This is a genomic window from Pandoraea sp. XY-2, from assembly GCF_004193915.1.
Classification (GTDB): domain Bacteria; phylum Pseudomonadota; class Gammaproteobacteria; order Burkholderiales; family Burkholderiaceae; genus Pandoraea; species Pandoraea cepalis.
Genome location: NZ_CP030849.1, coordinates 2,093,430 through 2,114,480, shown reverse-complemented (window position 1 = coordinate 2,114,480; position 21,051 = coordinate 2,093,430). Strand labels below are relative to the sequence as shown.

Here is a 21,051-nt window from a genome sequence, read left to right as displayed (position 1 = left end):
GAAAATGATCGATCCGTCCGCTTCCACTTCCGATGCCGCGCCGACGTCGCCGCCGGATGCTCCCCAGAGCGATCCTCCGCGCTGCACCTACGATATCGACAACTCCCTGGGGTATCTTGTCGCCCGCGTGCGCCAGTTGATCCTGGCCGAGCTGACCAACGAAACGTCGCAATACGGCTTGACGAGCACCCAGGCGACCATGCTTTACAAGGTGGCCACGGGCAAGAGCAAGACGGCGGCCGATCTGGCTCGCGACTACTGTATCGATGCGAGTGCTGTCACCCGCCTTCTCGACCGGCTCGAAGCGCAAGGCCTGCTCGTGCGTGAGCGCAGCAAGATGGATCGCCGCACGGTGAACCTGAGTGCGACCGAGGCCGGATACGCCATGGCCGACCGGATGCCGGACATCTTCGTGCGTGCCGCCGATCATCTGATGCGCGGGTTCTCCGTAGAGGAAGTGGGTTTCCTGAAGAGCCTGCTGCGCCGCGTAATCGCCAACGGCGAAACCGGATGACGACGACGCCCCCTCAAGACTCCCCAAAAAAGCATGTCGAGTCCACTATTCCTGGTACTCGCCATCACCCGGTTTCCGATTATTGTCGGTGCCTAACGTCACTCGTAAAGGCTTTGCGATGAAAGTGGCCTCACCGTTCCTCCCGCATCTGCGGGCCCGCTCCATCATTTCCGCCGTCTGTCTGGCGGCGGTGACACTGGGGTTTGCCGGTTGTGCGAATTTTGCCGGCATCCACAGCGACAAGCAGATCAGTACCCCCGATCAGTATCAGACCCAGCGCAGCCTGCCCGCCGAGGGCGGCCAGTGGCCGGGCACGGATTGGGCAAAGCGGTTCGGCGATCCGCAACTCGTCTCGCTGATCGACGAAGCCCTTGCCGGCAACCCCGATCTGGCCATGGCGGTCGCTCGTCTGAAGGGTGCGCAGGCGCAGACCGAAGGCGCTGCGGCCGCGCTGCTTCCGGCAGTCAATGCCTCGGGCAGCATCTATCGCGAGAAATTCACCGAAAACACGATTTACCCGCCGGGCTATGGCGGCACGTGGTTCACGCAGGGCGACTTGACGGCCTCGTTGTCGTGGGAACTCGACCTGTGGGGCAAGAACCGCTCGGCACGGGCGCAAGCCACGTCGGCCGAACGCTCCGAAGAAGCCGAAGACCAGGAAGTGCGACTCGCGCTGGCCACCGCCGTGGCGCGTTCGTATAACCAGCTCGCCCAGCAATATGCACAGCATGACGTGCTCGATCGCATCGGCAAGCAACGCCAACGCCTCGGGCAACTGACGTCAGACCGTGTGCGGGCCGGTCTCGACACGCAAGTCGAGCAGAAGCAGGCCGAGAGCAATACCGCCGACATTCAGACGCAAATCGCCCAACTCGACGGCCAGATCCTGCTCACCCGCCATCAACTTGGCGTGTTGCTCGGCAAGGGGCCGGATCGCGGTCTGGCCATTGCGCGTCCGACGCTCGCGCAACTGGCGACACCCGCCCTGCCCGACAACCTGCCGCTCACACTGCTCGGCCGTCGCCCCGATATCGTCTCGGCCCGCTGGGGCGTGGAAGCGCAGCTCAAGGGGATCGACGTCGCGAAGGCTCGCTTCTACCCGGACGTGAACCTGAACGCCGCCTTTGGCTTTTCCACCTTCGGACTGGGCAAGCTGATCGATCCGACCAGCCAGAACATCCAGTACGGTCCGGTCATTTCGCTGCCGATCTTCGATGGCGGGCGTCTGCGCGCCAACTTGAAGGGGCAGTACGCGGCCTATGAAAGCGCGGTGGCGAACTACGACTCGACGCTGAACAAGGCACTCGGCGACATCGCGGATCGCATGTCGTCGATCCGCTCGGCGGACAAGCAAATGGTCTCGCAACGCGTGGCCCAAGACGCCGCGCAACGCGCCTACGATCTGGCCATCGACCGTTACAAGGCCGGTCTCACGCCGCAGTTGACCGTGCTCGCCGCCGAGTCGTCGCTGCTGGCGCAGGAACAGGCGCGCGTGAACATCGAAAGTGCGCGCCGCGACCAGCAGATCGGCTTGATCAAAGCGCTCGGCGGTGGCTTCGACGCCAAGGCGGCGGGTCTCGTCGTGGGGCAGGAACGCCCCGCCAAGGCCGAAGGCGACGCCGTGCAGACGCACTGAGCGACCGCCGCACATCACACAGAACAGACAAGACAACGTCAAAGCACATTAAGAGATTAGTACGGAGCGAATGATGAGCGAGAACCAACAACAAACGCCTGCCCAACCGGCTCAGGCCAATGGCAAGCGCCGCCGCATGATGCTGACGCTAACGGCCGTGATCGCGATCGCGGCCATCGCCTACGGCGCCTATTACGGGCTGTATGCGCGCTTCTACGAAGACACCGACGACGCTTATGTCGCGGGCAATGTGGTGCAAATCACCCCGCAGGTGCCGGGGACCGTGACCGGCGTGAAGGTCGACGACACGCAAATGGTCAAGGCCGGCCAGCCGCTGGTCACGCTCGACCCGACCGACGCGCGCGTCGCGCTGCTGCAAGCCGAGGCCAATCTGGCGCAAACCGTGCGTCAGGTGCGCACGTACTTCGTGAACAACGACGCCTATGCCGCCACCGTGGCCATGCGCGAATCCGAATTGGCCAAGACGCAAGCCGACGTGAAGCGCCGTGAAATGGCGATTGCGACGGGTGCCGTGTCGCGCGAAGAACTCGCCCACGCCCAGGACGCCGTGAAGACGGCACAGGCGTCACTCGAGCAAGCCCGGGCGCAGTGGGTGTCGAACCGGGCGCTGACGGACAAGACGTCGGTGACAACCCATCCGAACGTGCAGCAGGCCGCCGCCAAGGTCCGCGCCGCGTATCTCGACTACGCCCGCACGTCGATCCCGGCGCCGGTCGACGGCTACGTGGCCAAGCGTTCCGTGCAGGTCGGTCAGCGCGTGGCGACGGGTGCGCCGCTCATGGCGCTGGTGCCGCTCAATCAAGTCTGGGTCGATGCCAACTTCAAGGAAGTGCAGATCGCGCATATGCGCGTCGGCCAGCCGGTGACGCTCACGGCGGACGTGTACGGTTCGTCGGTGGAATACAAGGGCACCGTGGCGGGCTTTTCGGCAGGCACGGGCAGCGCGTTCTCGCTGCTGCCGGCGCAAAACGCGACGGGCAACTGGATCAAGGTCGTGCAGCGTCTGCCGGTGCGTATCGCACTCGATCCGAAGCAGTTGCAGCAACATCCGCTGCGTGTCGGCCTGTCGATGCAGGTCAAGGTCGACGTGCGCAATACGGACGGCAAGGAACTGGGGGAAGCGCCGGCTCTGCCGGTGTACGCCACCGATGTGTACGACAAGGTGGGTCATGACGCCGACGATATCGTCGCCAAGATCATCACCGAAAACGCCGGTGCCGCGGCTGCCTCAGGTGCAAACGGCGCCAGCGACACGCGCAACCAGCCGGCTCGCGCACGTCCCCTGTAAAGCGGAGGGGGTGGCCCCCACCCCTTTGACATCTCATGGCAACTCAAAACGCTCCTGGTCCCCTGACGGGGAGCCAGTTGGTATTCGGCACCATCGCGTTGTCGCTCGCCACGTTCATGAACGTGCTCGACACCTCGATTGCCAACGTATCGATTCCCGCCATCTCCGGCGACCTTGGCGTCTCGTCGAGTCAGGGGACGTGGGTGATTACGTCGTTCGCCGTGGCCAACGCCATCTCGGTGCCGCTCACGGGCTGGCTGACCGAGCGCTTCGGCGCGGTGCGGCTGTTCATTTCGTCGATCCTGCTGTTCGTGCTGGCATCGTGGCTGTGCGGCATGGCGCCCACGCTCGAATTCCTGCTGGCGGCCCGTGTGTTGCAAGGTGCGGTGGCCGGTCCGATGATCCCGCTCTCGCAATCGCTGCTGCTCTCCAGCTATCCGAGCGCGAAGAGTTCGATGGCGCTCGCGCTATGGGGCATGACGACGCTGGTCGCCCCCGTGATGGGCCCGATTCTCGGCGGCTGGATCTCGGACAACTACCATTGGCCCTGGATCTTCTATATCAACATCCCGGTCGGCATTGGCGCCGCTTACGCCACCTGGCTGATCTATGCCAAGCGTGAAACGCCCACCCAACGCAAGCCGATCGATACCGTCGGGCTGGCCTTGCTCGTGTTGTGGGTCGGCTCGCTGCAAGTGATGCTGGACAAGGGCAAGGAACTCGACTGGTTCAATTCGTCGACGATTGTCGTGCTGGCGTTGGTGGCGTTGGTGTCGTTCTGTTTCTTCGTCATCTGGGAAATTACCGAGGAACATCCGGTGGTCGATCTGACGCTCTTCAAGCGGATCAACTTTACCGGTGGTGTGGTGGCGATCTCGGTGGGTTACGGCCTGTTCTTCGGGAACCTGGTGATTCTGCCGCAGTGGCTGCAAATCCATCTCGGCTATACCGCGACGGAGGCCGGCCTGGTGCTAGCACCGGTGGGCCTGTTCGCCATCCTGCTCTCGCCAGTGATCGGTAAAACGCTGCCCAAGCTCGATGCCCGTTGGGTCGTGACCGTCTCGTTCCTGCTGTTCGCGCTGGTGTTCCTGATGCGTTCGCACTTCAATACGCTCGTCGATACGCGCACGCTGATGATTCCGACGTTCCTGCAGGGCGTGCCGATGTCGATGTTCTTCATCCCGCTCACCGCGATCATCCTGTCCGGGTTGCCGCCGAGTCGTATTCCGGCGGCAGCGGGGCTGTCCAACTTCGTGCGGATCACGTGCGGTGCGGTGGGTACGTCGATTGCGACGACCGTGTGGGAGAACCGGATCATCCTGCACCATGCGCAGTTGACGGAGCATTTGACGCCCTACAACCCGACGTACAACGCGTCCGTGCAGACCCTGAATCAACTCGGCATGAGCACACCCCAGGCCAACGGTTACATCGACCGTCTGGTCACGCAGCAATCGGCGATGCTCGGCGCGAACGATATTTTCTGGATCTCGGCGCTGCTGTTCGTGCTGATGATCTCGATGGTATGGATCACGCGGCCGATGAAGGGCGGCGGCGGTGCCGGCGCCGCGGCCGGCGCGCATTGAAGCGAAGTCTTCCCCAGTGTCTGGCCCTGCCCTGTGCAGCCGGACACCTCTCGAACCCCGCTGACGTTAGCGGGGTTTTTTTTGGCCACGCCGACGATGCGCGCAACGCATAACAGTGAAGTTGATTCGCGACGCGCGTCGGCAACGACTACGCAATCGAAGTATGATGGCGCACTCCCCGACGCGATACCGGAATACCGCACGACGCTCGGGAATGTCACATCCCCAGCCCAAACCAACATCATGACGACCCCGCAGAACCCGAACGAACGCTCAGAAGTCACTTTCCGCTTTCTGGCCGAACCGGCCGCCGTCAATTTCGGCGGCAAGGTGCATGGGGGCTCGCTGATGAAATGGATCGACGAAGTGGCCTATGCCTGCGCAGCCACCTGGTCGGGTCGCTATTGCGTGACGGTCAGTGTCGGCAACATCCGCTTCCGCCGTCCGATTCTGGTGGGCAATCTGGTGGAACTGCGTGCGCGTATCGTGGCCACCGGGCGCACCAGCATGCACATCCATGTCTCGGTGCACGCGGGCGATCCCAAGTGGGGCGAGCTGCGTCAGACGACCGATTGCCTGATGGTGTTCGTCGCCGTCGATGAGAGCAATCACCCGGTCGGCATTCCGTCGTTCGAACCGAAAACGGACGAGCAGAAAGCGTTGGCCAAGTACGCGATGGACGTCAAGGCAGCGCTGGACGCCATCGTGGAACTCAAGCCGGAGAACGTCGCCCACTGAGGTCGACGGCGGTCGCCCGACCGCTGAATGGCGCGAGGTGCGCCCCTCGGGAACCGACGAGGCGCGCGAGCATGTGGCTCGTCGCAACATCGGCTGGCCGCGGCTGAACGGCGCCGACTGCGCTTGCTGCGATGACTTCGCTTACTGGGTCTTCAAGAGCCGTTGCGGCGTGAGCAGCGCCTCGCCATCGAGTCGCGCAACGCCCAGCAACCGCGCGGCGGCGTCGCCATCGGCTTCGGCATACACCTTCACCTCGATCGCCTCGGATGCGCCGGCGCACGCGCGCAGCGCCTGAGGACAGCGCACCTCGTCCAGACGCAGACGTTGTCCGTGGCTGAACCGCCTGGCGAGCGTTTCGTCGAGCCAGATCGTCGGCAGCGTCTTGAGCAACGCATCGACCGGTGCCAGCCTCTGCACACGTTGCGCGTGATCGAGCGCCCCCAAATCTTCCAGCGTCACCGCGCCGTCGAGCGTGAGCGGACCGACGGCCGTGCGGCGCAGCGCGCGCAAATGCGCGCCGCAGCCCAGCGCCTCACCGATATCTTCGGCCAACGTCCGCACGTACGTGCCTTTGCTGCAAGTCACGCGAAACGAGAACTCGGCGACGGCCGGCAACGCGCACGCTGTCATCTCCAACGCGTGAATCGTGACCGCGCGCGCTTCGCGCTCGAGGGTCTGCCCCGCGCGCGCATATTCGTACAACGGCTTGCCGTCTCGCTTGAGTGCCGAATACATCGGCGGCACCTGCGAGATCGGCCCCGTGAAGCGTGGCAGCACCGCGCGAATCGCCGCTTCGTCCACCGTCACAGGGCGCGTTTGCAACACCTCGCCCTCTGCGTCGCCGGTGGTCGTCGTCTCGCCAAGACGCACCAGCGCTTCATAGGTCTTGTCGGCGTCGAGCAAGTCCTGCGAGAACTTCGTCGCCTCGCCGAAGCAAAGCGGCAACAGACCGGTCGCCAACGGATCGAGCGTGCCGGTATGCCCCGCCTTCAACGCCTGCAACAATCGCTTGGCACGGATCAGCGCGTCGTTGGATGACAAGCCCAGCGGCTTGTCCAGGAGCAACACGCCATCGAGCGCGAAACGGGGAAGTTTTTGGCGGGGTGCCTGCGAACGCGGGTCCGTCATGATGCGCAGAGTGCTTGAGAGAGTCTTGTGGAATTCAAACCCTGGCACTCATCGCAAGTGCAAAGGTCGTGCCGCACCGCCGGGCAGGCCCATCGGGCCGCCCGGCACGGGGCATCGTCAATCGACGGACTTGCCGTCGTCTTCCTTGTGGCTGTGCGCGTCTTCTTCGACGACGCCGTCGCTCGCTTCGTCGCTTGCTCGCGTCGCGTTCGCCGTATCGATCAGTCGCGACATCTCGATCGCACGTTCGATCGATTGGTCGAAGTGGAAATGCAACGTCGGCACCGTGTGAATGTGCAACCGCTTGAACAGCAGATTGCGCAGGAAGCCCGCTGCCTCGTTGAGCGCCTCACCGGTCGCCTTCGGCTCGCCGGTGAGCGTCGTGAAAAATACCTTTGCATGCGCATAGTCGGGTGTCACTTCCACGCTTTGCAGCGTCACCAGACCAATACGCGGGTCCTTCACCTCGCGCTGAATCAACTCCGACAGATCGCGCTGGATCTGATCGTTGATGCGAAGGTTTCGACCCGGAACACCACGTTTCTTTGCCATGACAAACTCGCTAGTAATGCAATGGCCCACCCCACCGGTTTCCCGGCTTGGTGGGCCATTCCACATTCATTGTGCAAATCGCGTTACAGCGAGCGCGCAACTTCCGTGATTTCGAACGCTTCCAGTTGGTCGCCTTCCGTGATGTCGTTGAAGTTCTTCACCGACAGACCGCACTCGAAGCCGGACTTGACTTCCTTCACGTCATCCTTGAAGCGCTTGAGCGAATCCAGCTCGCCCGTGAAGATGACGACGTTGTCGCGCAACACACGCACATGCGACGAACGCTTGACGAAGCCGTCGAGCACCATACAGCCGGCGACCTTCCCGATCTTCGGCACGCTGAACGTCTGGCGCACGTCGACGAGACCCGTGATCACTTCCTTCTTCTCCGGCGACAGCATGCCCGACATTGCCGCCTTCACTTCGTCCACGGCATCATAAATGATGTTGTAGTAGCGAATGTCGATACCGTTCGACTCGGCCAGCTTGCGTGCCAGCGCATCGGCGCGCGTGTTGAAGCCGATGATGACCGCCTTCGAAGCCGTTGCCAGGTTGACGTCGCTTTCGCTGATGCCACCCACCGCGGCGTGCACGATCTGCACACGCACTTCCGGCGTCGAGAGCTTGTTGAGCGACTGCGCCAACGCTTCCTGCGAACCCTGCACGTCGGCCTTGATGATCAGCGGCAGCGACTTGACTTCGCCTTCGGCCATCTGCTCGAAAATGTTCTCGAGCTTCGCGGCCTGCTGCTTGGCCAACTTCACGTCGCGGAACTTGCCCTGACGGAACAGTGCGATTTCACGGGCCTTGCGTTCGTCCTGGACCACGAGCACTTCTTCACCCGCGCCCGGCACTTCCGACAGACCCTGAATTTCCACCGGGATCGACGGACCCGCTTCCTTCGCGTTCTTGCCGGTTTCGTCCAGCATCGCACGCACACGGCCGTAGGCCTGACCGGCCAGCACCATGTCGCCGCGACGCAGCGTGCCCGACTGCACCAGAATCGTCGCCACCGGACCCTTACCCTTGTCCAGCTTCGCTTCGATCACGATACCCTTGGCCGCGGCTTCCGCCGGCGCCTTCAGCTCCAGCACTTCCGCCTGCAGCAGCACGTTCTCGAGCAGATCGTCGATGCCCGCGCCCGTCTTCGCCGATACCGGCACGAACGGCGATTCACCGCCGTATTCTTCCGGCACCACGCCCTCGGCCACGAGTTCCTGCTTCACGCGGTCCAGATTCGCATCCGGCTTGTCGATCTTGTTGATCGCCACCACGATCGGCACACCGGCCGCCTTGGCGTGCGCAATGGCTTCCTTCGTCTGCGGCATCACGCCATCGTCCGCCGCGACCACGAGAATCACGATGTCCGTGGCCTGCGCACCGCGAGCCCGCATGGCCGTAAAGGCTTCGTGACCCGGCGTGTCGAGGAACGTCACCGTACCGCGCGGCGTATCGACGTGATACGCACCGATGTGCTGCGTAATACCGCCGGCTTCGCCCGCCGCCACCTTGGCGCGACGGATGTAGTCCAGCAGCGAGGTCTTGCCGTGGTCGACGTGACCCATCACCGTCACCACCGGCGGACGCGGCAGCGCTTCGCCTTCCGTCGCATCGTTGCCCAGCGCCAGCAGCGTTTCCGGATCGTCCAGCTTTGCGGCGATCGCGCGGTGGCCAAGCTCCTCCACCACGATCATGGCCGTTTCCTGATCGAGCACCTGGTTGATGGTCACCATCTGGCCCATCTTCATCATCAGCTTGATGACTTCCGAGGCCTTCACCGACATCCGGTGCGCCAGATCGCCCACGCTGATCGTTTCCGGCACGTGAACATCACGCACGACCGGCTCGGTCGGGGCCTGGAACGACGAACGATCGTCCTGCGAATGACGGTCGCCACGACGGCCGCCACGGCCACCGCCACGCCAACCATCCGAACCACCGCTCGTGTCGCCGCGCGTCTTCATGCCGCCACGCTTGTTGCGGTTATCGGCATCCTTCTGCCACGCGCCTGGCTTCTTGTCCTTCTTGTCGGCGGCGCCCGCGGTCGTCGAGGCCGGAGCGGCTGCCGCCGGCTTCTTGTCCGCCGGCTTGGCCGACGCGGCACCTTCCGGCTTGGCCGGCTTGTGCAGGGTACCCTTCGCTTCCGGCTTGGCTGCAGCCGCCGGCGCGGCAGGTGCCGGCTCCGGCGCCTTGAGCACGCGACGCGGCGCGTTCAGCATTTCGCGAATTGCACGCGCTTCGGCTTCTGCCGCCGCACGGCGCTTGCGAATCGCTTCCTCTTCGGCACGGGCCTTGTCGGCCGCCGCGCTCGCCTTCTCGGCGGCCGCGCGCGCTTCCTCGCTGGCCTTGCGGGCCTGCTCGCGCTCGGCTTCGGCCTTGGCCGCTGCCGCCTTCTCGGCTTGCTCCGCCTTTTCGGCGTCGGCCTTGGACACCTTCTCGGCTTCGACGTCGACCCGGGCCTCCACCTTCGCTTCGGCCTTTGCCTTCTGTTCGTCGGCCGCCTTGGCCGCCGCGGCGCGCTCCGCTTCCTCGCGCGCACGGCGCTCGGCGGCTTCCTTCTCTTCGCGCTCGCGACGCTCGGCTTCCTCGCGCTCCAGTTGTTCCTGGCGCAGCTTGAGCTCAGCCGCTTCCGCCGCCAGACGCTCCGCTTCGCGACGCGCGTCTTCTTCACGCTGGCGCAGGGCTTCGTCTTCGGCGGCAGCCGCCGCGCTCTCCGCGCCTTCCGCGACGTCGTCACGTTTGACGAAGGTGCGCTTCTTGCGCACTTCCACCTGAATCGTGCGCGCCTTACCGGTCGCGTCGGCTTGCTTGATTTCCGAGGTCTGGCGACGCGTCAGAGTAATCTTCTTTTTGTCGCCGTCGCCGGCGCCGTGCGAACGGCGCAGGTGCTCCAGCAGACGGGCCTTGTCGGCTTCCGTCAGGGAATCGTCGGCGCTGAGTTTTTCCACGCCGGCGGCTTTGAGTTGCTCCAGCAACACGCCGGCCGGCATTTTGAGTTCTGCAGCAAATTGGGCTACGTTGATGCTCGCCATTCAAACCTCTTCAAGCAAGGCCAGGCGCCTTGCGGTTAACTTCAAAGTTCACTGTTCCATATGCATGCCAGGGCAGGTCATCATTGGAACCAGTGCTCTCGCGCTTTCATGATCAGGGCTTTCGCGGCTTCCTCGTCGACGCCGGTCATCTCGGTCAGTTCGTCGACGGCCAGCTCGGCCAGATCATCGCGCGTCTGAATTTCGTGCTCGGCCAGTTGGGCCAGCAACTCAGGCGACATACCGTCGAGGCTCTTGAGATCGAGCGCAACGCCCTCGACCCTCTCCTCGGTGGCAATCGCCTGTGTCAGCAGGGCGTCGCGCGCACGATTGCGCAGCTCATGCACCGTGTCCTCGTCGAACGCTTCGATCTCGAGCATTTCGTTCAAAGGCACGTAGGCGATCTCTTCCAGGCTCGAGAAACCTTCCTCGATCAGAATGTCCGCCATTTCTTCATCCACATCGAGACGCTGCATGAACAGCGAGCGCAACGTGCCACGCTCCTCGTTCTGCTTCTCGGCCGACTCGTCCGGCGTCATGATGTTGATCTGCCAACCGGTCAGATCCGATGCGAGTCGCACGTTCTGACCGCTGCGACCGATCGCCACCGCCAGTTCGTTCTCGTCGACGACGACATCCATGCTGTGCTTTTCTTCGTCCACGACGATCGACTGCACCGACGCCGGCGCAAGCGCGCCGATCACGAATTGCGCGGGGTCTTCCGACCACAGCACGATGTCGACGTTCTCACCGCCCAGCTCGTTGCGCACCGCCTGCACGCGCGTGCCGCGAATGCCCACGCAGGTGCCGATCGGATCGATACGCTTGTCATATGCCACCACGGCGATCTTGGCGCGCACGCCCGGATCGCGAGCGGCCGACTTGATCTCCAGCAGACCCTGCTCGATTTCCGGCACTTCCATGCCGAACAGTTCGATCAGGAATTCCGGCGCCGTGCGCGAGAGCTCGATTTGCGGGCCGCGCGCCGTGCGGTCGACCTTCGCGATGTACGCGCGGACACGGTCGCCGATACGCAGATTTTCCTTCGGGATCAGTTGATCGCGACGTAGCAGCGCTTCGACACGCCCCGACTCGACGACCAGGTTGCCCTTGTCGAGACGCTTGACCGCACCGGTCATGATCTTCTCGCCGCGATCCAGGAAGTCCGTGAGGATCTGTTCGCGCTCGGCATCGCGGATGCGCTGCAGAATGACCTGCTTGGCCGCCTGCGCACCGATACGGCCGAATTCGACCGACTCCACGGGTTCTTCCACGAACTCGCCGATCTCGATGGACGGGTCGTCTTCCTTGGCCTCGAACTCCAGAACCTGCTTGTCCGGCTCTTGCAGGCCCGCCTCGTCCGGCACCACGACCCAGCGACGGAAGCTCTCGTGCTCACCCGACTCGCGGTCGATATGTACGCGAATGTCGACGTCCTCGGCATAGCGCTTCTTGGTGGCCGAGGCCAATGCTGCTTCAAGCGCGGCGAACACGACGTCCTTGTCGACGTTCTTTTCGCGCGCGAGCGCATCGACCAACAGCAATACTTCGCGACTCATCGTTTGCGACTCCTAAAATCAATCTGCGGCACTAGGCGCGCACGGTCAATATCCGCGAGGGTGAAGTCGAGCAGCGCCGGGCCGCCCTTGCCTTCGAACTCCAGGCTCAAGTTCTCACCTTGCGGTGCCTGCAGGATGCCGCGAAACTGCTTGCGACCTTCCAGCGGCACACGCAACGTAAGACTCACTTCCGCACCGGCAAAACGCTCGAAGTCACGCAGCTTGCGCAGCGGACGATCCAGCCCCGGTGACGACACTTCGAGTCGGTCGTAATTGACGTTCTCGACCATCAGGACATGCGAGAGCTGACGGCTCACCGTCTCGCAGTCATCGATCGCGATGCCTTCCGGCTTGTCGATGTACACGCGCAGCAAACCACCGCCGGCACGTTCAATATCGACCAGCTCGTAACCCAGGCCTTCGACCGTGGTCTCGATCAGTTCTGGCAATTGCAACTTTGCTCACCCTAGAAAAACTCGCGCGCATTAGCAGCGCCCGACAGGTCTGCGCGCCCCGCATGGGGCGCCGCACGATACCGGCCCTCGACCGTCCGGGCCGGCGTACCCGTGTCGGCACACCCACTCCCGAACGCGGCGGCATCGGCCGCGCGCAAAACGCTCGCGGCAAAAAAAAATGGGCGAAACGCCCATTTCTTACAGCCTCATTGCGCATGAGGTGCGCACCGCAACAGAAGTCACAGCACGCGGACCAGCTTATTCGTTGATTTTATATGATTTTGGGCCGATTTGCAACGCTTGGCGCCCCCAAAACCCGCCGGACGGGCGCCGTTGCCGCATTGCCGCATGCAGGATGGGCCCAACGAACGAACGTGCCCATTATTGCGGACGCCAGGCCAGGGGCAATACGCTGGCACCCCTGCCCGCCGCCGTCCGCCCTAGGGGCGTTCCAACGAAATCAACGCGAACGGTTGCCGCCGCGATTGCCACGGTTGCCTTGATTGCCACCGCCCGTATTGCCGCCACCACTTCCACCAGCACGGTTGCCGCCACGACTGCGATTGCCATTGACGTTACCGTTGCCGCCACCACCGTTACCGCCGCGCGACTGACCGCCAAAACCACCGCCGCCTGCCGACGAATTCCCACCGCCGAAACGTCGTCCCTCACCTCGCGGCGAAGGCGACTGCCCCGGGTAGCCGCCGCTCGGACCAACGAAGGCCGTCAGCGGATTGGGACGGGGACGGCGCGACTGGCCCGGCTCGCGACTGAACACGCCCAAGGCCGTCTGCATCGGATCCGGTTGACGGCGCGGCTCTTTCGGTGCGCCGGCTTTGCCGCCACGACCACCCACACTGCCCTTGTCGTCCGAGCCGGTGCCCGGCATCTTCATGCCGACCGTCGCGAACAGGGAGCGCACCTGCGCCTCGTCCAGCTCTTCGTAACGGCCGCGCTTGAGACCGCGCGGCAGCGTCAGCGGGCCGTAACGCGTACGGATCAGACGACTCACCATCAGGCCCGCCGCATCGAACATGCGACGCACTTCGCGGTTGCGACCTTCGGTCAACGCTACGTGATACCAGTGATTCGACCCTTCGCCACCGCCGTCCTGCAACCGCAGGAAATTGGCTTTGCCATCGTCCAGCTCGATGCCACGCAGCAGTTGCTGACGCGACGCCTCGCTCAATTGCCCCACGGTACGCACGGCATATTCACGCTCGATGCCATAACGCGGATGCATGAACCGATTCGCCAGATCGCCCGACGTCGTGAGGATCAGCAGGCCTTCCGTGTTGAAGTCCAGGCGTCCAACGGCGAGCCACTTGGCCGTCTTCATCGGCGGCAAACGATCGAATACCGACGCGCGGCCTTCCGGATCGGAATGACTGACGATCTCGCCCGACGGCTTGTGATAGAGCAGCACGCGCGGCGGTTTGCTCGTGATGCGACGCTTGACGAGCTTGCCGTTGATGCGGACCTGATCGGTCGGCAGAATGCGCTGACCGATGTGCGCGGGCTCGGCGTTGACCGACACGCGCCCGGCGAGAATCAGCTCTTCCATCTCGCGACGCGATCCCATCCCGGCCTCGGCCAGCACTTTGTGCAGCTTGGGCGCCTCATCGTCCGGCGACAGAACGCGACGGTCGGCCGGGCGGCGGCCGCGCTTGGCAGCCGCCTTGGCATCGCCTTCGGACTCGTCGCTATCGAAGCCACCCGACGTCACGAACGCGAACAGATCGTCGTCACCGCCCTTAGGCGCCTTGCCCCCCTTGCCGCCCTTGCCGCCACCGACACCTGCGCCGCCCCGGGCACCGCCCGTCGACTCCTTGCGACCACGGCCCTTGGCACCCTGCGGCGCCCTGCCTGTCGGCGTCGCACCATGACCGCTGGCTGCGCTGCCATCGCCTTGCGCCGACTGCGCCGGCGGCGAGGACTGTGCGGCACCGTCACGCTTGCCGCTGCGCGGCTTACGGGGTGCGGCATTGCGGCCTCGCGCCTGAGCGGCCAACGGCGCACCGTCGGCGCCCAACGCTTGCGCTTGCGGCGCATCGCCGTTCGGTTCCCCGCGCGGGATGTCCGATGCGGCAAATTCACCTGCGCCGCCGTCGTCGCCTTCACGCTTGGATTGCTGAGCCGCACGACGGCGGGCAATCAGACTGCGCGGACCACGGCGCAAGCCACGACGCGATGCTTTTTCGTCGCCGCCCTCGCCTTCCGGCGCACGGGCTTCGGCACCCGCATCGCGTGCGTGCAGGTCCTGGGATTCTTCGATTTGTTTCAACACAACCTCATTGGAAAACGGGATCGTCGCGGGCAGGCGTAAATGGCTGCCCCGATCCGTGTTCGCACCATGAATGCGCGGCAAATGCTTGCCGCGACTTCGTTCTTATCGCTAACGGCCCTGCTGGTGCGCGCGACGCGATGCGCCGACGCCTCAGGTGCCCGTGACGAGACTCTTGTCGTCCCCGTCGCTCTCGTCGTCATCGCCCTCACCGGACAGGCGCTGCCCGGTGGCGGGTTCGTTCGCTGCCGAGTCGGCAGCGTGCGGGGAAACCTCTTGTGTTACCAACGCGGCGGGATCTGCCGCCGACGTCGCTACCTCCTGCGCATCTTGCGGCGGATCGTCGCCGACCGACACCGCAGACTCCGATTCTTCGGAAAATTCCTTGTCCTGCGCGACCTCCACCGACAATGCAGAATGGGAGGACACCGGCCCTCGGTCTGCCTCGCCGTCGCCAGACGTCGCTTGCGTCGCGTCGTCAAGCGCCGCAACGACCTGCTCACTGACGTGCGCCGCGCCCGCGAGTTCCGCGAGCGATGCCCGTTCAGCGTCTGCCGGCGCAATCTCCGCCGGCGCCTCGACCGGGACTGTCACCCCATCATCGCCTTCGCCTTCCGCCATCACGGCGTCGAGCAACGCGTCTTCCGTCGGCCCGTCGCCCACGACCGGCACCGGGCGCCGATCTTCGGGCAGCCCTTGTGCAAGCGGCAAGTCGTCGGCACGCGCTTGCGCCAGACGTGCCAGCGCTTGCGCATCGGCGACAGGCACGTCATCAGACGTCGCGTCGTCCCCCGCGTCGGCCTCGGCACGCTCGCCGAATTCGATGTTCTGCTGCGCGAGCAAGTCGATCTGCGCCTGTGCGGCCGGATCTTCGAGCGGCGGCAACGCATCGAGCGCCCGCAGCCCCAGATCGTCGAGAAAGTCCTTGGTCGTTGCGTACAGACCCGGGCGTCCCGGCACATCTCGATGCCCGATCACCTCGATCCAGCCTCGATCCTCGAGTTGCTTGATGATCTGCGTGTTGACCGTCACGCCGCGAATCTCTTCGATATCGCCGCGCGTGACCGGTTGACGGTACGCGATGATCGCCAGCGTCTCCATCACCGCTCGCGAATACTTCGGCGGCTTCTCTGGATTCAGGCGATCAAGGTATTCACGCATGCGCGGACGGCTCTGGAAACGCCAGCCGGTGGCCAACGCCACCAATTCCACGCCTCGGCCATCCCATTGCACGCGGATTTCCTCGAGCAGCGCGCGCACCGTGTCGCCAGACACAGCGTCATTGAAGAGCTTGCGCAGATCGCCGACCTTGAGCGGCTCCTGCGCGCAAATCAACGCGGTCTCGAGGACGAGTTTCGCCTCTTGGGTATTCATGTGCGACTAAGCAGACCGGGGGCTTGGCGACCCGGTATCAGGAATAAATGGATGCTTGGAACACGAGAAACGGTCATAACCGCTTCGCATAAGCGCGCGCCCGATTGTGTTCGGTCGTAGTGACGGCGGCGCGACCTGAATGCTTCGAAACGACCTGCCGGGAAAACGCCCAGGCCGATTGTGCGGCGAGACGGACGTCCGGTATGTGCGCAATTATTACTGAAACACCGACGCCCGTAAAGCCTCGTCGACATTCCGACGTGCGGAAAGGGAAAACGATAGGTCAACGCGCCATGATAGACTCTCCAAAAAACTTCAGGGGCCCTCATGACCACAGAGATCGGTCGCACTCCCATCGCTCAGCCCCGCTGTTCCACATGTTCGCTCGGGCAATTCTGCTTGCCGGTCGGCATTCCGGAACCCGAACTGGAACAACTTGATGCACTGGTAAGCGAGCGCCGCCGCCTCAAGAAAGGCGAAGTGCTCTACCACGCGAACGACGATCTGCACGCCGTCTACGGCATTCGGTTCGGCTCGCTCAAAAGCTGCGTCACGGCCCCCGACGGCCGCGAGCAAGTCGTCGGCTTCCACCTCCAGGGCGAACTCATCGGCTTGGACGCCATTGCTGACCACCATCACCCGAGCACCGCCATCGCGCTCGAAGACAGTGAGCTGTGCATCGCCCGCTTCGGCGAACTGGAGACGCTGTCGCGTCAGGTGCCGTCGCTCCAGCGCCAGCTGCACCGCCTGATGAGTCAGGAAATCCGCAACGAGCACCAGCAACTGCTCGCGCTCGGCACCATGCGCGCCGAGGAACGGCTGGCTGTCTTCCTGCTCAACCTGTCCGAGCGGCTGTCCGCGCGCGGTTACTCCGCCCATGAATTCGTGCTGCGCATGAGCCGCGAAGAAATCGGAAGTTTCCTCGGCCTCAAGCTTGAAACGGTCAGCCGACTGTTTTCTCGCTTTGCGCAAAACGGCATGATCGAAATCCGGCAGCGCCACGTCAAGATCATCGACGCCGCCGCGCTGCACGAACTCGCCGGCGTTTCCTGCTGACACCCCCAACGGGGATGCACGAGCGTCCCCGCAGCCGAAGATCCCGCCAGTGCGCCGTCACCCGTCATCGCTGCCTCGCAGGTTAGCGATACGCTAACGGCCCCGCACCCGCGTCGTGTTGCGCCAGATCAAGCGTCGCGCGCGATGGCGCGATTTCGCCCTCCCTACGTTCGACAAGCCCCGGCAAACGCTCCATAATCGGCGCGTTCTCCAGGCGCCCCTCATTGTCTGGCGCTCCACCCCGTCGGAGGCTGCCGTTATGCCCGCTGCCATTTTTCTCAGTCCGGAAGACGCCGAGCGCGCCTACTACGAAGCACTGCGCGCCGGCGATACCGATACGCTGATGGACGTCTGGTCGGAAGACGAGGAAATCGTCTGCATTCACCCGGCAGGACCCCGCCACGTCGGCCCGGCGGCGGTTCGCGAGAGTTGGCGGCAGATCCTTGCCAAGGACGGATTGCACGTCACGGCCAGTCATCTCCAGGTCGCGCGCAATCCGCTGTGCGCGGTCCATAACGTGCTGGAACAGGTACAGGTCGAGACCCGTCCCGAAGCCCGTTACGCCTTCGTGCTCGCCACGAACGTCTACATGAAGGAAGCCGATGGCTGGCGCCTTGTGCTTCACCACGCCAGCCCGGCGATCGGTCACGAGGACGCCGGCGCACAACTCACGCGGCCCCATCACCTGCACTGACGCTTCGTCGCGTTACGGCCTCGATAGGCCGGCCGACGGGCATCGCCGTCATCCCAATACGGCGTCGGCCCAAAGCGCGCCTGCAGGAATTCGATCAGCGCATGGGTTTTCGGCGGCACGAACGCCCGGCTCGGGTAGACGGCCCAGATCGCCACCTCCTCCGCGAGCGGATAGGCGGGCAACACCGGCACCAGCGCGCCGCTGCGCAGATGCGCGCCGACGTCCCACGTGGACTTGAGCGCAATGCCCAGGCCCGCCAGAACCGCGTCGCGCAGCACTTCCCCGTTATCCGACGCCAGACGCCCGCCGACACGCACGCTCAGCGGACCACCAGGCGTCACGAACCGCCAATCGCGCTGCTCCCCAGGATCAGGCAATCGTGCGCGGCAAGCTCGCCCGGGTGCTTCGGCGCGCCGTGCACCGCGAGGTACGCGGGCGACGCACACAATGTCCGGCGATTCGGGGCGAGCTTGCGAGCAACGAGCGTGGAGTCACGCAACGCCCCGACGCGAATCGCGAGATCCATGCCTGCCTCGATCAGGTCGACGACGCGATCCGTGAGCCGGAAGTCCAGCGAAATCCCCGGGTAGCGCGCCAGGAACGCCGATAAGGCGGGGGAAACATGCTGACGCCCGAACGACGAGGAGCATGACACCCGCAAACGCCCCTGCGGCGCTGCGTGTCCCTGCCCAACGCTTGCCATCGCTTGCGCCTCGGCCGCCAGCAAGGTCTGCGCCTCTCGCAGAAAGGCTTCCCCCTCTTGCGTGAGGGCCACCCTGCGTGTCGTTCGATGCAGCAACCGTGCCCGAGCGCGCCTTCGAGTTGCGTCAGGCGCGTACTGGCCGTGGCCGGAGACAGCCCTCGCTCGCGCCCCGCGGCCGACACATTCCCGAGCGCCGCCACGCGCACGAACAACGCCACGGTATCGAGGTCCAATGCCATTTGATGGATTTTCCAAAAGATCTTTTCCGCATTATGCGAATTATCAAAGCAATCGACTAGTCTTAGTCTCTCGTTATCGCATCGGGGGCGTCGCCGGCGCGCTTCCGGCGACGCCCCGCATATTCAGGAGAAAGCAAATGAAAGCCGTCGGATTGACCCATTACCTGCCGATTGACGACCCGAAGTCGCTCGAAGACATCGAACTGCCGACGCCAACACCCGCGGGGCGCGACCTGCTGGTCAAGGTCGAGGCGATTTCCGTGAACCCGGTCGACACCAAGGTTCGCGCCCCGAAAGATAAGGTCGAAGCCACGCCGCGCGTGTTGGGGTGGGATGCGGCGGGCACCGTCGCAGCCGTCGGCCCGGACGTCACCCTCTTCAAGGTTGGCGACCCGGTGTACTACGCGGGCAGCATCACGCGCCCAGGCGCGAACAGCGAGTTCCATCTTGTCGACGAGCGCATCGTCGGCCACATGCCCACGTCGCTCGACTTCGCGGGCGCGGCTGCCTTGCCACTCACGACGATCACGGCGTGGGAAGCCCTTTTCGACCGCCTTGGCATCGCTCCCGACGGCGGCGACGAGGGCAAGTCGATCCTCATCGTCGGTGGTGCCGGCGGCGTCGGCTCGATCGCCATTCAGCTCGCGCGACGCCTTGCCAAGCTGCACATCGTCGCTACCGCGTCGCGCCCGGCATCGGCCGACTGGTGTCGTCAGCTCGGTGCGCAACACGTGATCGACCATACCCAGGACATTCCGGCGCAGTTGCAGTCGATCGGTATGCCACAGGTGGATTTCGTGCTGTGCCTGAACGACACCGACGAGCATTTCCCCGCCATGGCGCAGGTTGTCGCCCCACAAGGCAAGATCTGCTCCATCGTGGAGAATGCAGGTCCGCTCGACATCGGTCTGCTCAAAAACAAGAGCGCCACGTTCGTCTGGGAATTCATGTTCACGCGCGCCATGTTCGCAACGCCGGACATGATCGCGCAGCACACGCTGCTGACCGAAGTGGCACGCCGGGTCGATGCGGGTACGCTGCGCACGACGGTGGGCGAGGTTCTGGGCCCGATCAACGCGGCGAACCTGCGCCGCGCCCACGCGCAGCTCGAAGGCGGACGCACCATCGGCAAACTCGTGCTCGCCGGATTCTGACCGGCGCGCGGGGCGCTCATGGTTCCCGCCGTGCGCGCCAGCAACGAAAAACGGCGCTTGCCCTTCACAGGCAAGCGCCGTTTTTATGCGCTCTCGCAGCAGTAGCGCCCGCCCGTCAATTTCCCGACGGCAGCGTGCCTTCGGGCAGCGCGAGAGCGTCGGTCGGATGCACGATCTCGCCGCCCAGCGCATTCACCCCGGCAATCAGTCGCTCGAACGCCGCGCCAACCCGTGCGGGGTCGCCCTTCACGCCCAGGTCGATATGTCGGCGCGCGTAGATCGCGCCACGCTGCGCGTCGCCCACGCTGGGCAGACTGAACACTTTCACGCCGCCGTATTCGGCTTCGATGGCCTCCATGAGCGGCGTCAATGTCGACTCGGCCAACCCGAACACCAGCACCGATCGCTCGGCGTGCTTCGTCAGGTGATGCAACTCGGCGTAGTCCGTGTCGAGCACCCACGCCATCATCGGCCACGCCATGACCGGGAATCCCGGCATGAAGTGATGCCGCTCGACCGAGAACCCCGGAATCTTGTTGTACGGATTCGGTAGCACGCGCGCGCCGACCGGAAACTCGCCCATCTTCAGACGATGCCGGTTATCGGGCTGGCTCATGTCCGCACGTCCGTCGGGACTGGTGTCGGCGATGCGCTCCATGATGAGCGCCTCGGCTTCCGGCGTGAGCACGAGCGGGACATTGAGTGCCGCCGCGGCACACTGACGCGTGTGATCGTCGGGCGTCGCCCCGATGCCGCCGGTGACGAAAACGATATCCTCGCTCGCAAACGTGCGTCGCAGCGTGGCCGTGATGCGCTCAGGGTCGTCACCCACATATTCGGCCCAGCCGAGTTGCATGCCGCGCTCGGTGAGCAGTTCGACGATCTTGGGGAGATGTTTGTCTTGACGGCGCCCCGAGAGAATCTCGTCGCCGATGATGATGATGCCGACCGCCATGATGCTTCCTTTATCTTGTCGTCAGGGCCTGGGGAGAGCGCGCGGCGCCGCCCGGCGGCAGCGCGCAGTCACACGATTGTGCCACT

The 21,051-nt window shown here is 64.3% G+C and carries 16 protein-coding genes and 1 pseudogene; 8 read left to right on the top strand and 9 right to left on the bottom strand.

The features are described from left to right. The first annotated feature begins 4 nt into the window (after nt 1-4). The 5 genes from DRB87_RS09660 (at nt 5) to DRB87_RS09640 (ending at nt 5,783) form a co-directional block, all read left to right on the top strand. A complete protein-coding gene (locus DRB87_RS09660) occupies nt 5-514 on the top strand; it encodes a MarR family winged helix-turn-helix transcriptional regulator (RefSeq protein ID WP_130025739.1) in 510 nt (169 codons plus the stop codon). Between the two features lie 118 nt (nt 515-632). Next, entirely contained in the window at nt 633-2,150 is a 1,518-nt protein-coding gene (locus DRB87_RS09655) for an efflux transporter outer membrane subunit (protein WP_130025738.1), read from the top strand. Between the two features lie 73 nt (nt 2,151-2,223). Beyond that, nucleotides 2,224-3,459 (top strand): HlyD family efflux transporter periplasmic adaptor subunit, encoded by a 1,236-nt coding sequence (locus DRB87_RS09650; protein WP_130025737.1) that lies wholly within the window; start codon nt 2,224-2,226, stop codon nt 3,457-3,459. A gap of 35 nt (nt 3,460-3,494) precedes the next feature. Then, nucleotides 3,495-5,045 (top strand): DHA2 family efflux MFS transporter permease subunit, encoded by a 1,551-nt coding sequence (locus tag DRB87_RS09645; protein WP_130025736.1) that lies wholly within the window; start codon nt 3,495-3,497, stop codon nt 5,043-5,045. A gap of 243 nt (nt 5,046-5,288) precedes the next feature. After that, nucleotides 5,289-5,783, top strand: a complete 495-nt coding sequence (locus tag DRB87_RS09640) for an acyl-CoA thioesterase (protein ID WP_130025735.1) — start codon at nt 5,289-5,291, stop codon at nt 5,781-5,783. A 141-nt stretch (nt 5,784-5,924) separates the two neighbouring features. Here DRB87_RS09640 and truB read toward each other — a convergent pair whose 3' ends face one another. The 7 genes from truB to scpB form a co-directional block, all read right to left on the bottom strand. Next, on the bottom strand, nt 5,925-6,911 hold the full coding sequence (gene truB / locus DRB87_RS09635; RefSeq protein WP_130025734.1) for a tRNA pseudouridine(55) synthase TruB: 987 nt from the start codon (nt 6,909-6,911) through the stop codon (nt 5,925-5,927). A 117-nt stretch (nt 6,912-7,028) separates the two neighbouring features. Continuing rightward, nucleotides 7,029-7,463, bottom strand: coding sequence for a 30S ribosome-binding factor RbfA (gene rbfA / locus DRB87_RS09630; RefSeq protein WP_130025733.1), 435 nt, complete (start codon nt 7,461-7,463; stop codon nt 7,029-7,031). Between the two features lie 83 nt (nt 7,464-7,546). Then, the gene (infB, locus tag DRB87_RS09625) at nt 7,547-10,495 is read right to left on the bottom strand and encodes a translation initiation factor IF-2 (RefSeq protein ID WP_130025732.1); all 2,949 of its coding nucleotides are present in this window, start codon (nt 10,493-10,495) and stop codon (nt 7,547-7,549) included. Between the two features lie 80 nt (nt 10,496-10,575). Then, nucleotides 10,576-12,051 carry a transcription termination factor NusA gene (nusA, locus tag DRB87_RS09620; protein ID WP_130025731.1) on the bottom strand — a complete coding sequence of 492 codons (1,476 nt, stop codon included), beginning with the start codon at nt 12,049-12,051 and terminating at the stop codon, nt 10,576-10,578. Beyond that, nucleotides 12,048-12,506, bottom strand: coding sequence for a ribosome maturation factor RimP (gene rimP / locus DRB87_RS09615; protein WP_017231557.1), 459 nt, complete (start codon nt 12,504-12,506; stop codon nt 12,048-12,050). The genes nusA and rimP overlap by 4 nt, the downstream gene beginning before the upstream one ends. Nucleotides 12,507-12,966: 460 nt before the next feature. Further along, a complete protein-coding gene (locus tag DRB87_RS09610; RefSeq protein WP_370363811.1) occupies nt 12,967-14,790 on the bottom strand; it encodes a pseudouridine synthase in 1,824 nt (607 codons plus the stop codon). A 153-nt stretch (nt 14,791-14,943) separates the two neighbouring features. Then, entirely contained in the window at nt 14,944-16,164 is a 1,221-nt protein-coding gene (gene scpB, locus DRB87_RS09605) for an SMC-Scp complex subunit ScpB (RefSeq protein ID WP_130025730.1), read from the bottom strand. A gap of 327 nt (nt 16,165-16,491) precedes the next feature. Here scpB and fnr point away from each other — a divergent pair, with 327 nt between their 5' ends. Continuing rightward, nucleotides 16,492-17,220 carry a fumarate/nitrate reduction transcriptional regulator Fnr gene (gene fnr / locus DRB87_RS09600; RefSeq protein ID WP_130025729.1) on the top strand — a complete coding sequence of 243 codons (729 nt, stop codon included), beginning with the start codon at nt 16,492-16,494 and terminating at the stop codon, nt 17,218-17,220. Between the two features lie 259 nt (nt 17,221-17,479). Next, on the top strand, nt 17,480-17,914 hold the full coding sequence (locus DRB87_RS09595) for a nuclear transport factor 2 family protein (protein WP_130025728.1): 435 nt from the start codon (nt 17,480-17,482) through the stop codon (nt 17,912-17,914). Here DRB87_RS09595 and DRB87_RS09590 read toward each other — a convergent pair. Beyond that, nucleotides 17,902-18,856: pseudogene (locus tag DRB87_RS09590) on the bottom strand (LysR family transcriptional regulator). The gene DRB87_RS09595 and the pseudogene DRB87_RS09590 overlap by 13 nt on opposite strands. Before the next feature lie 137 nt (nt 18,857-18,993). Between DRB87_RS09590 and DRB87_RS09585 the strand changes: the two are divergent. Continuing rightward, nucleotides 18,994-20,010, top strand: coding sequence for a zinc-binding alcohol dehydrogenase family protein (locus DRB87_RS09585; RefSeq protein WP_130025727.1), 1,017 nt, complete (start codon nt 18,994-18,996; stop codon nt 20,008-20,010). Nucleotides 20,011-20,125: 115 nt separating this feature from the next. On the opposite strand, the gene DRB87_RS09580 is transcribed toward DRB87_RS09585, so the two are convergent. Beyond that, nucleotides 20,126-20,965: a molybdopterin-binding protein gene (locus tag DRB87_RS09580; protein WP_130025726.1), complete on the bottom strand. Its 840-nt coding sequence runs from the start codon at nt 20,963-20,965 to the stop codon at nt 20,126-20,128. Nucleotides 20,966-21,051: the final 86 nt, after the last annotated feature.

Coding starts and splice junctions, on each gene's coding strand:
- DRB87_RS09660 (WP_130025739.1), top strand. CDS start 5: ATGATCGATCCGTCCGCTTCCACTTCCGATGCCGCGCCGACGTCGCCG.
- DRB87_RS09655 (WP_130025738.1), top strand. CDS start 633: ATGAAAGTGGCCTCACCGTTCCTCCCGCATCTGCGGGCCCGCTCCATC.
- DRB87_RS09650 (WP_130025737.1), top strand. CDS start 2,224: ATGAGCGAGAACCAACAACAAACGCCTGCCCAACCGGCTCAGGCCAAT.
- DRB87_RS09645 (WP_130025736.1), top strand. CDS start 3,495: ATGGCAACTCAAAACGCTCCTGGTCCCCTGACGGGGAGCCAGTTGGTA.
- DRB87_RS09640 (WP_130025735.1), top strand. CDS start 5,289: ATGACGACCCCGCAGAACCCGAACGAACGCTCAGAAGTCACTTTCCGC.
- truB (WP_130025734.1), bottom strand. CDS start 6,911: ATGACGGACCCGCGTTCGCAGGCACCCCGCCAAAAACTTCCCCGTTTC.
- rbfA (WP_130025733.1), bottom strand. CDS start 7,463: ATGGCAAAGAAACGTGGTGTTCCGGGTCGAAACCTTCGCATCAACGAT.
- infB (WP_130025732.1), bottom strand. CDS start 10,495: ATGGCGAGCATCAACGTAGCCCAATTTGCTGCAGAACTCAAAATGCCG.
- nusA (WP_130025731.1), bottom strand. CDS start 12,051: ATGAGTCGCGAAGTATTGCTGTTGGTCGATGCGCTCGCGCGCGAAAAG.
- scpB (WP_130025730.1), bottom strand. CDS start 16,164: ATGAATACCCAAGAGGCGAAACTCGTCCTCGAGACCGCGTTGATTTGC.
- fnr (WP_130025729.1), top strand. CDS start 16,492: ATGACCACAGAGATCGGTCGCACTCCCATCGCTCAGCCCCGCTGTTCC.
- DRB87_RS09595 (WP_130025728.1), top strand. CDS start 17,480: ATGCCCGCTGCCATTTTTCTCAGTCCGGAAGACGCCGAGCGCGCCTAC.
- DRB87_RS09585 (WP_130025727.1), top strand. CDS start 18,994: ATGAAAGCCGTCGGATTGACCCATTACCTGCCGATTGACGACCCGAAG.
- DRB87_RS09580 (WP_130025726.1), bottom strand. CDS start 20,965: ATGGCGGTCGGCATCATCATCATCGGCGACGAGATTCTCTCGGGGCGC.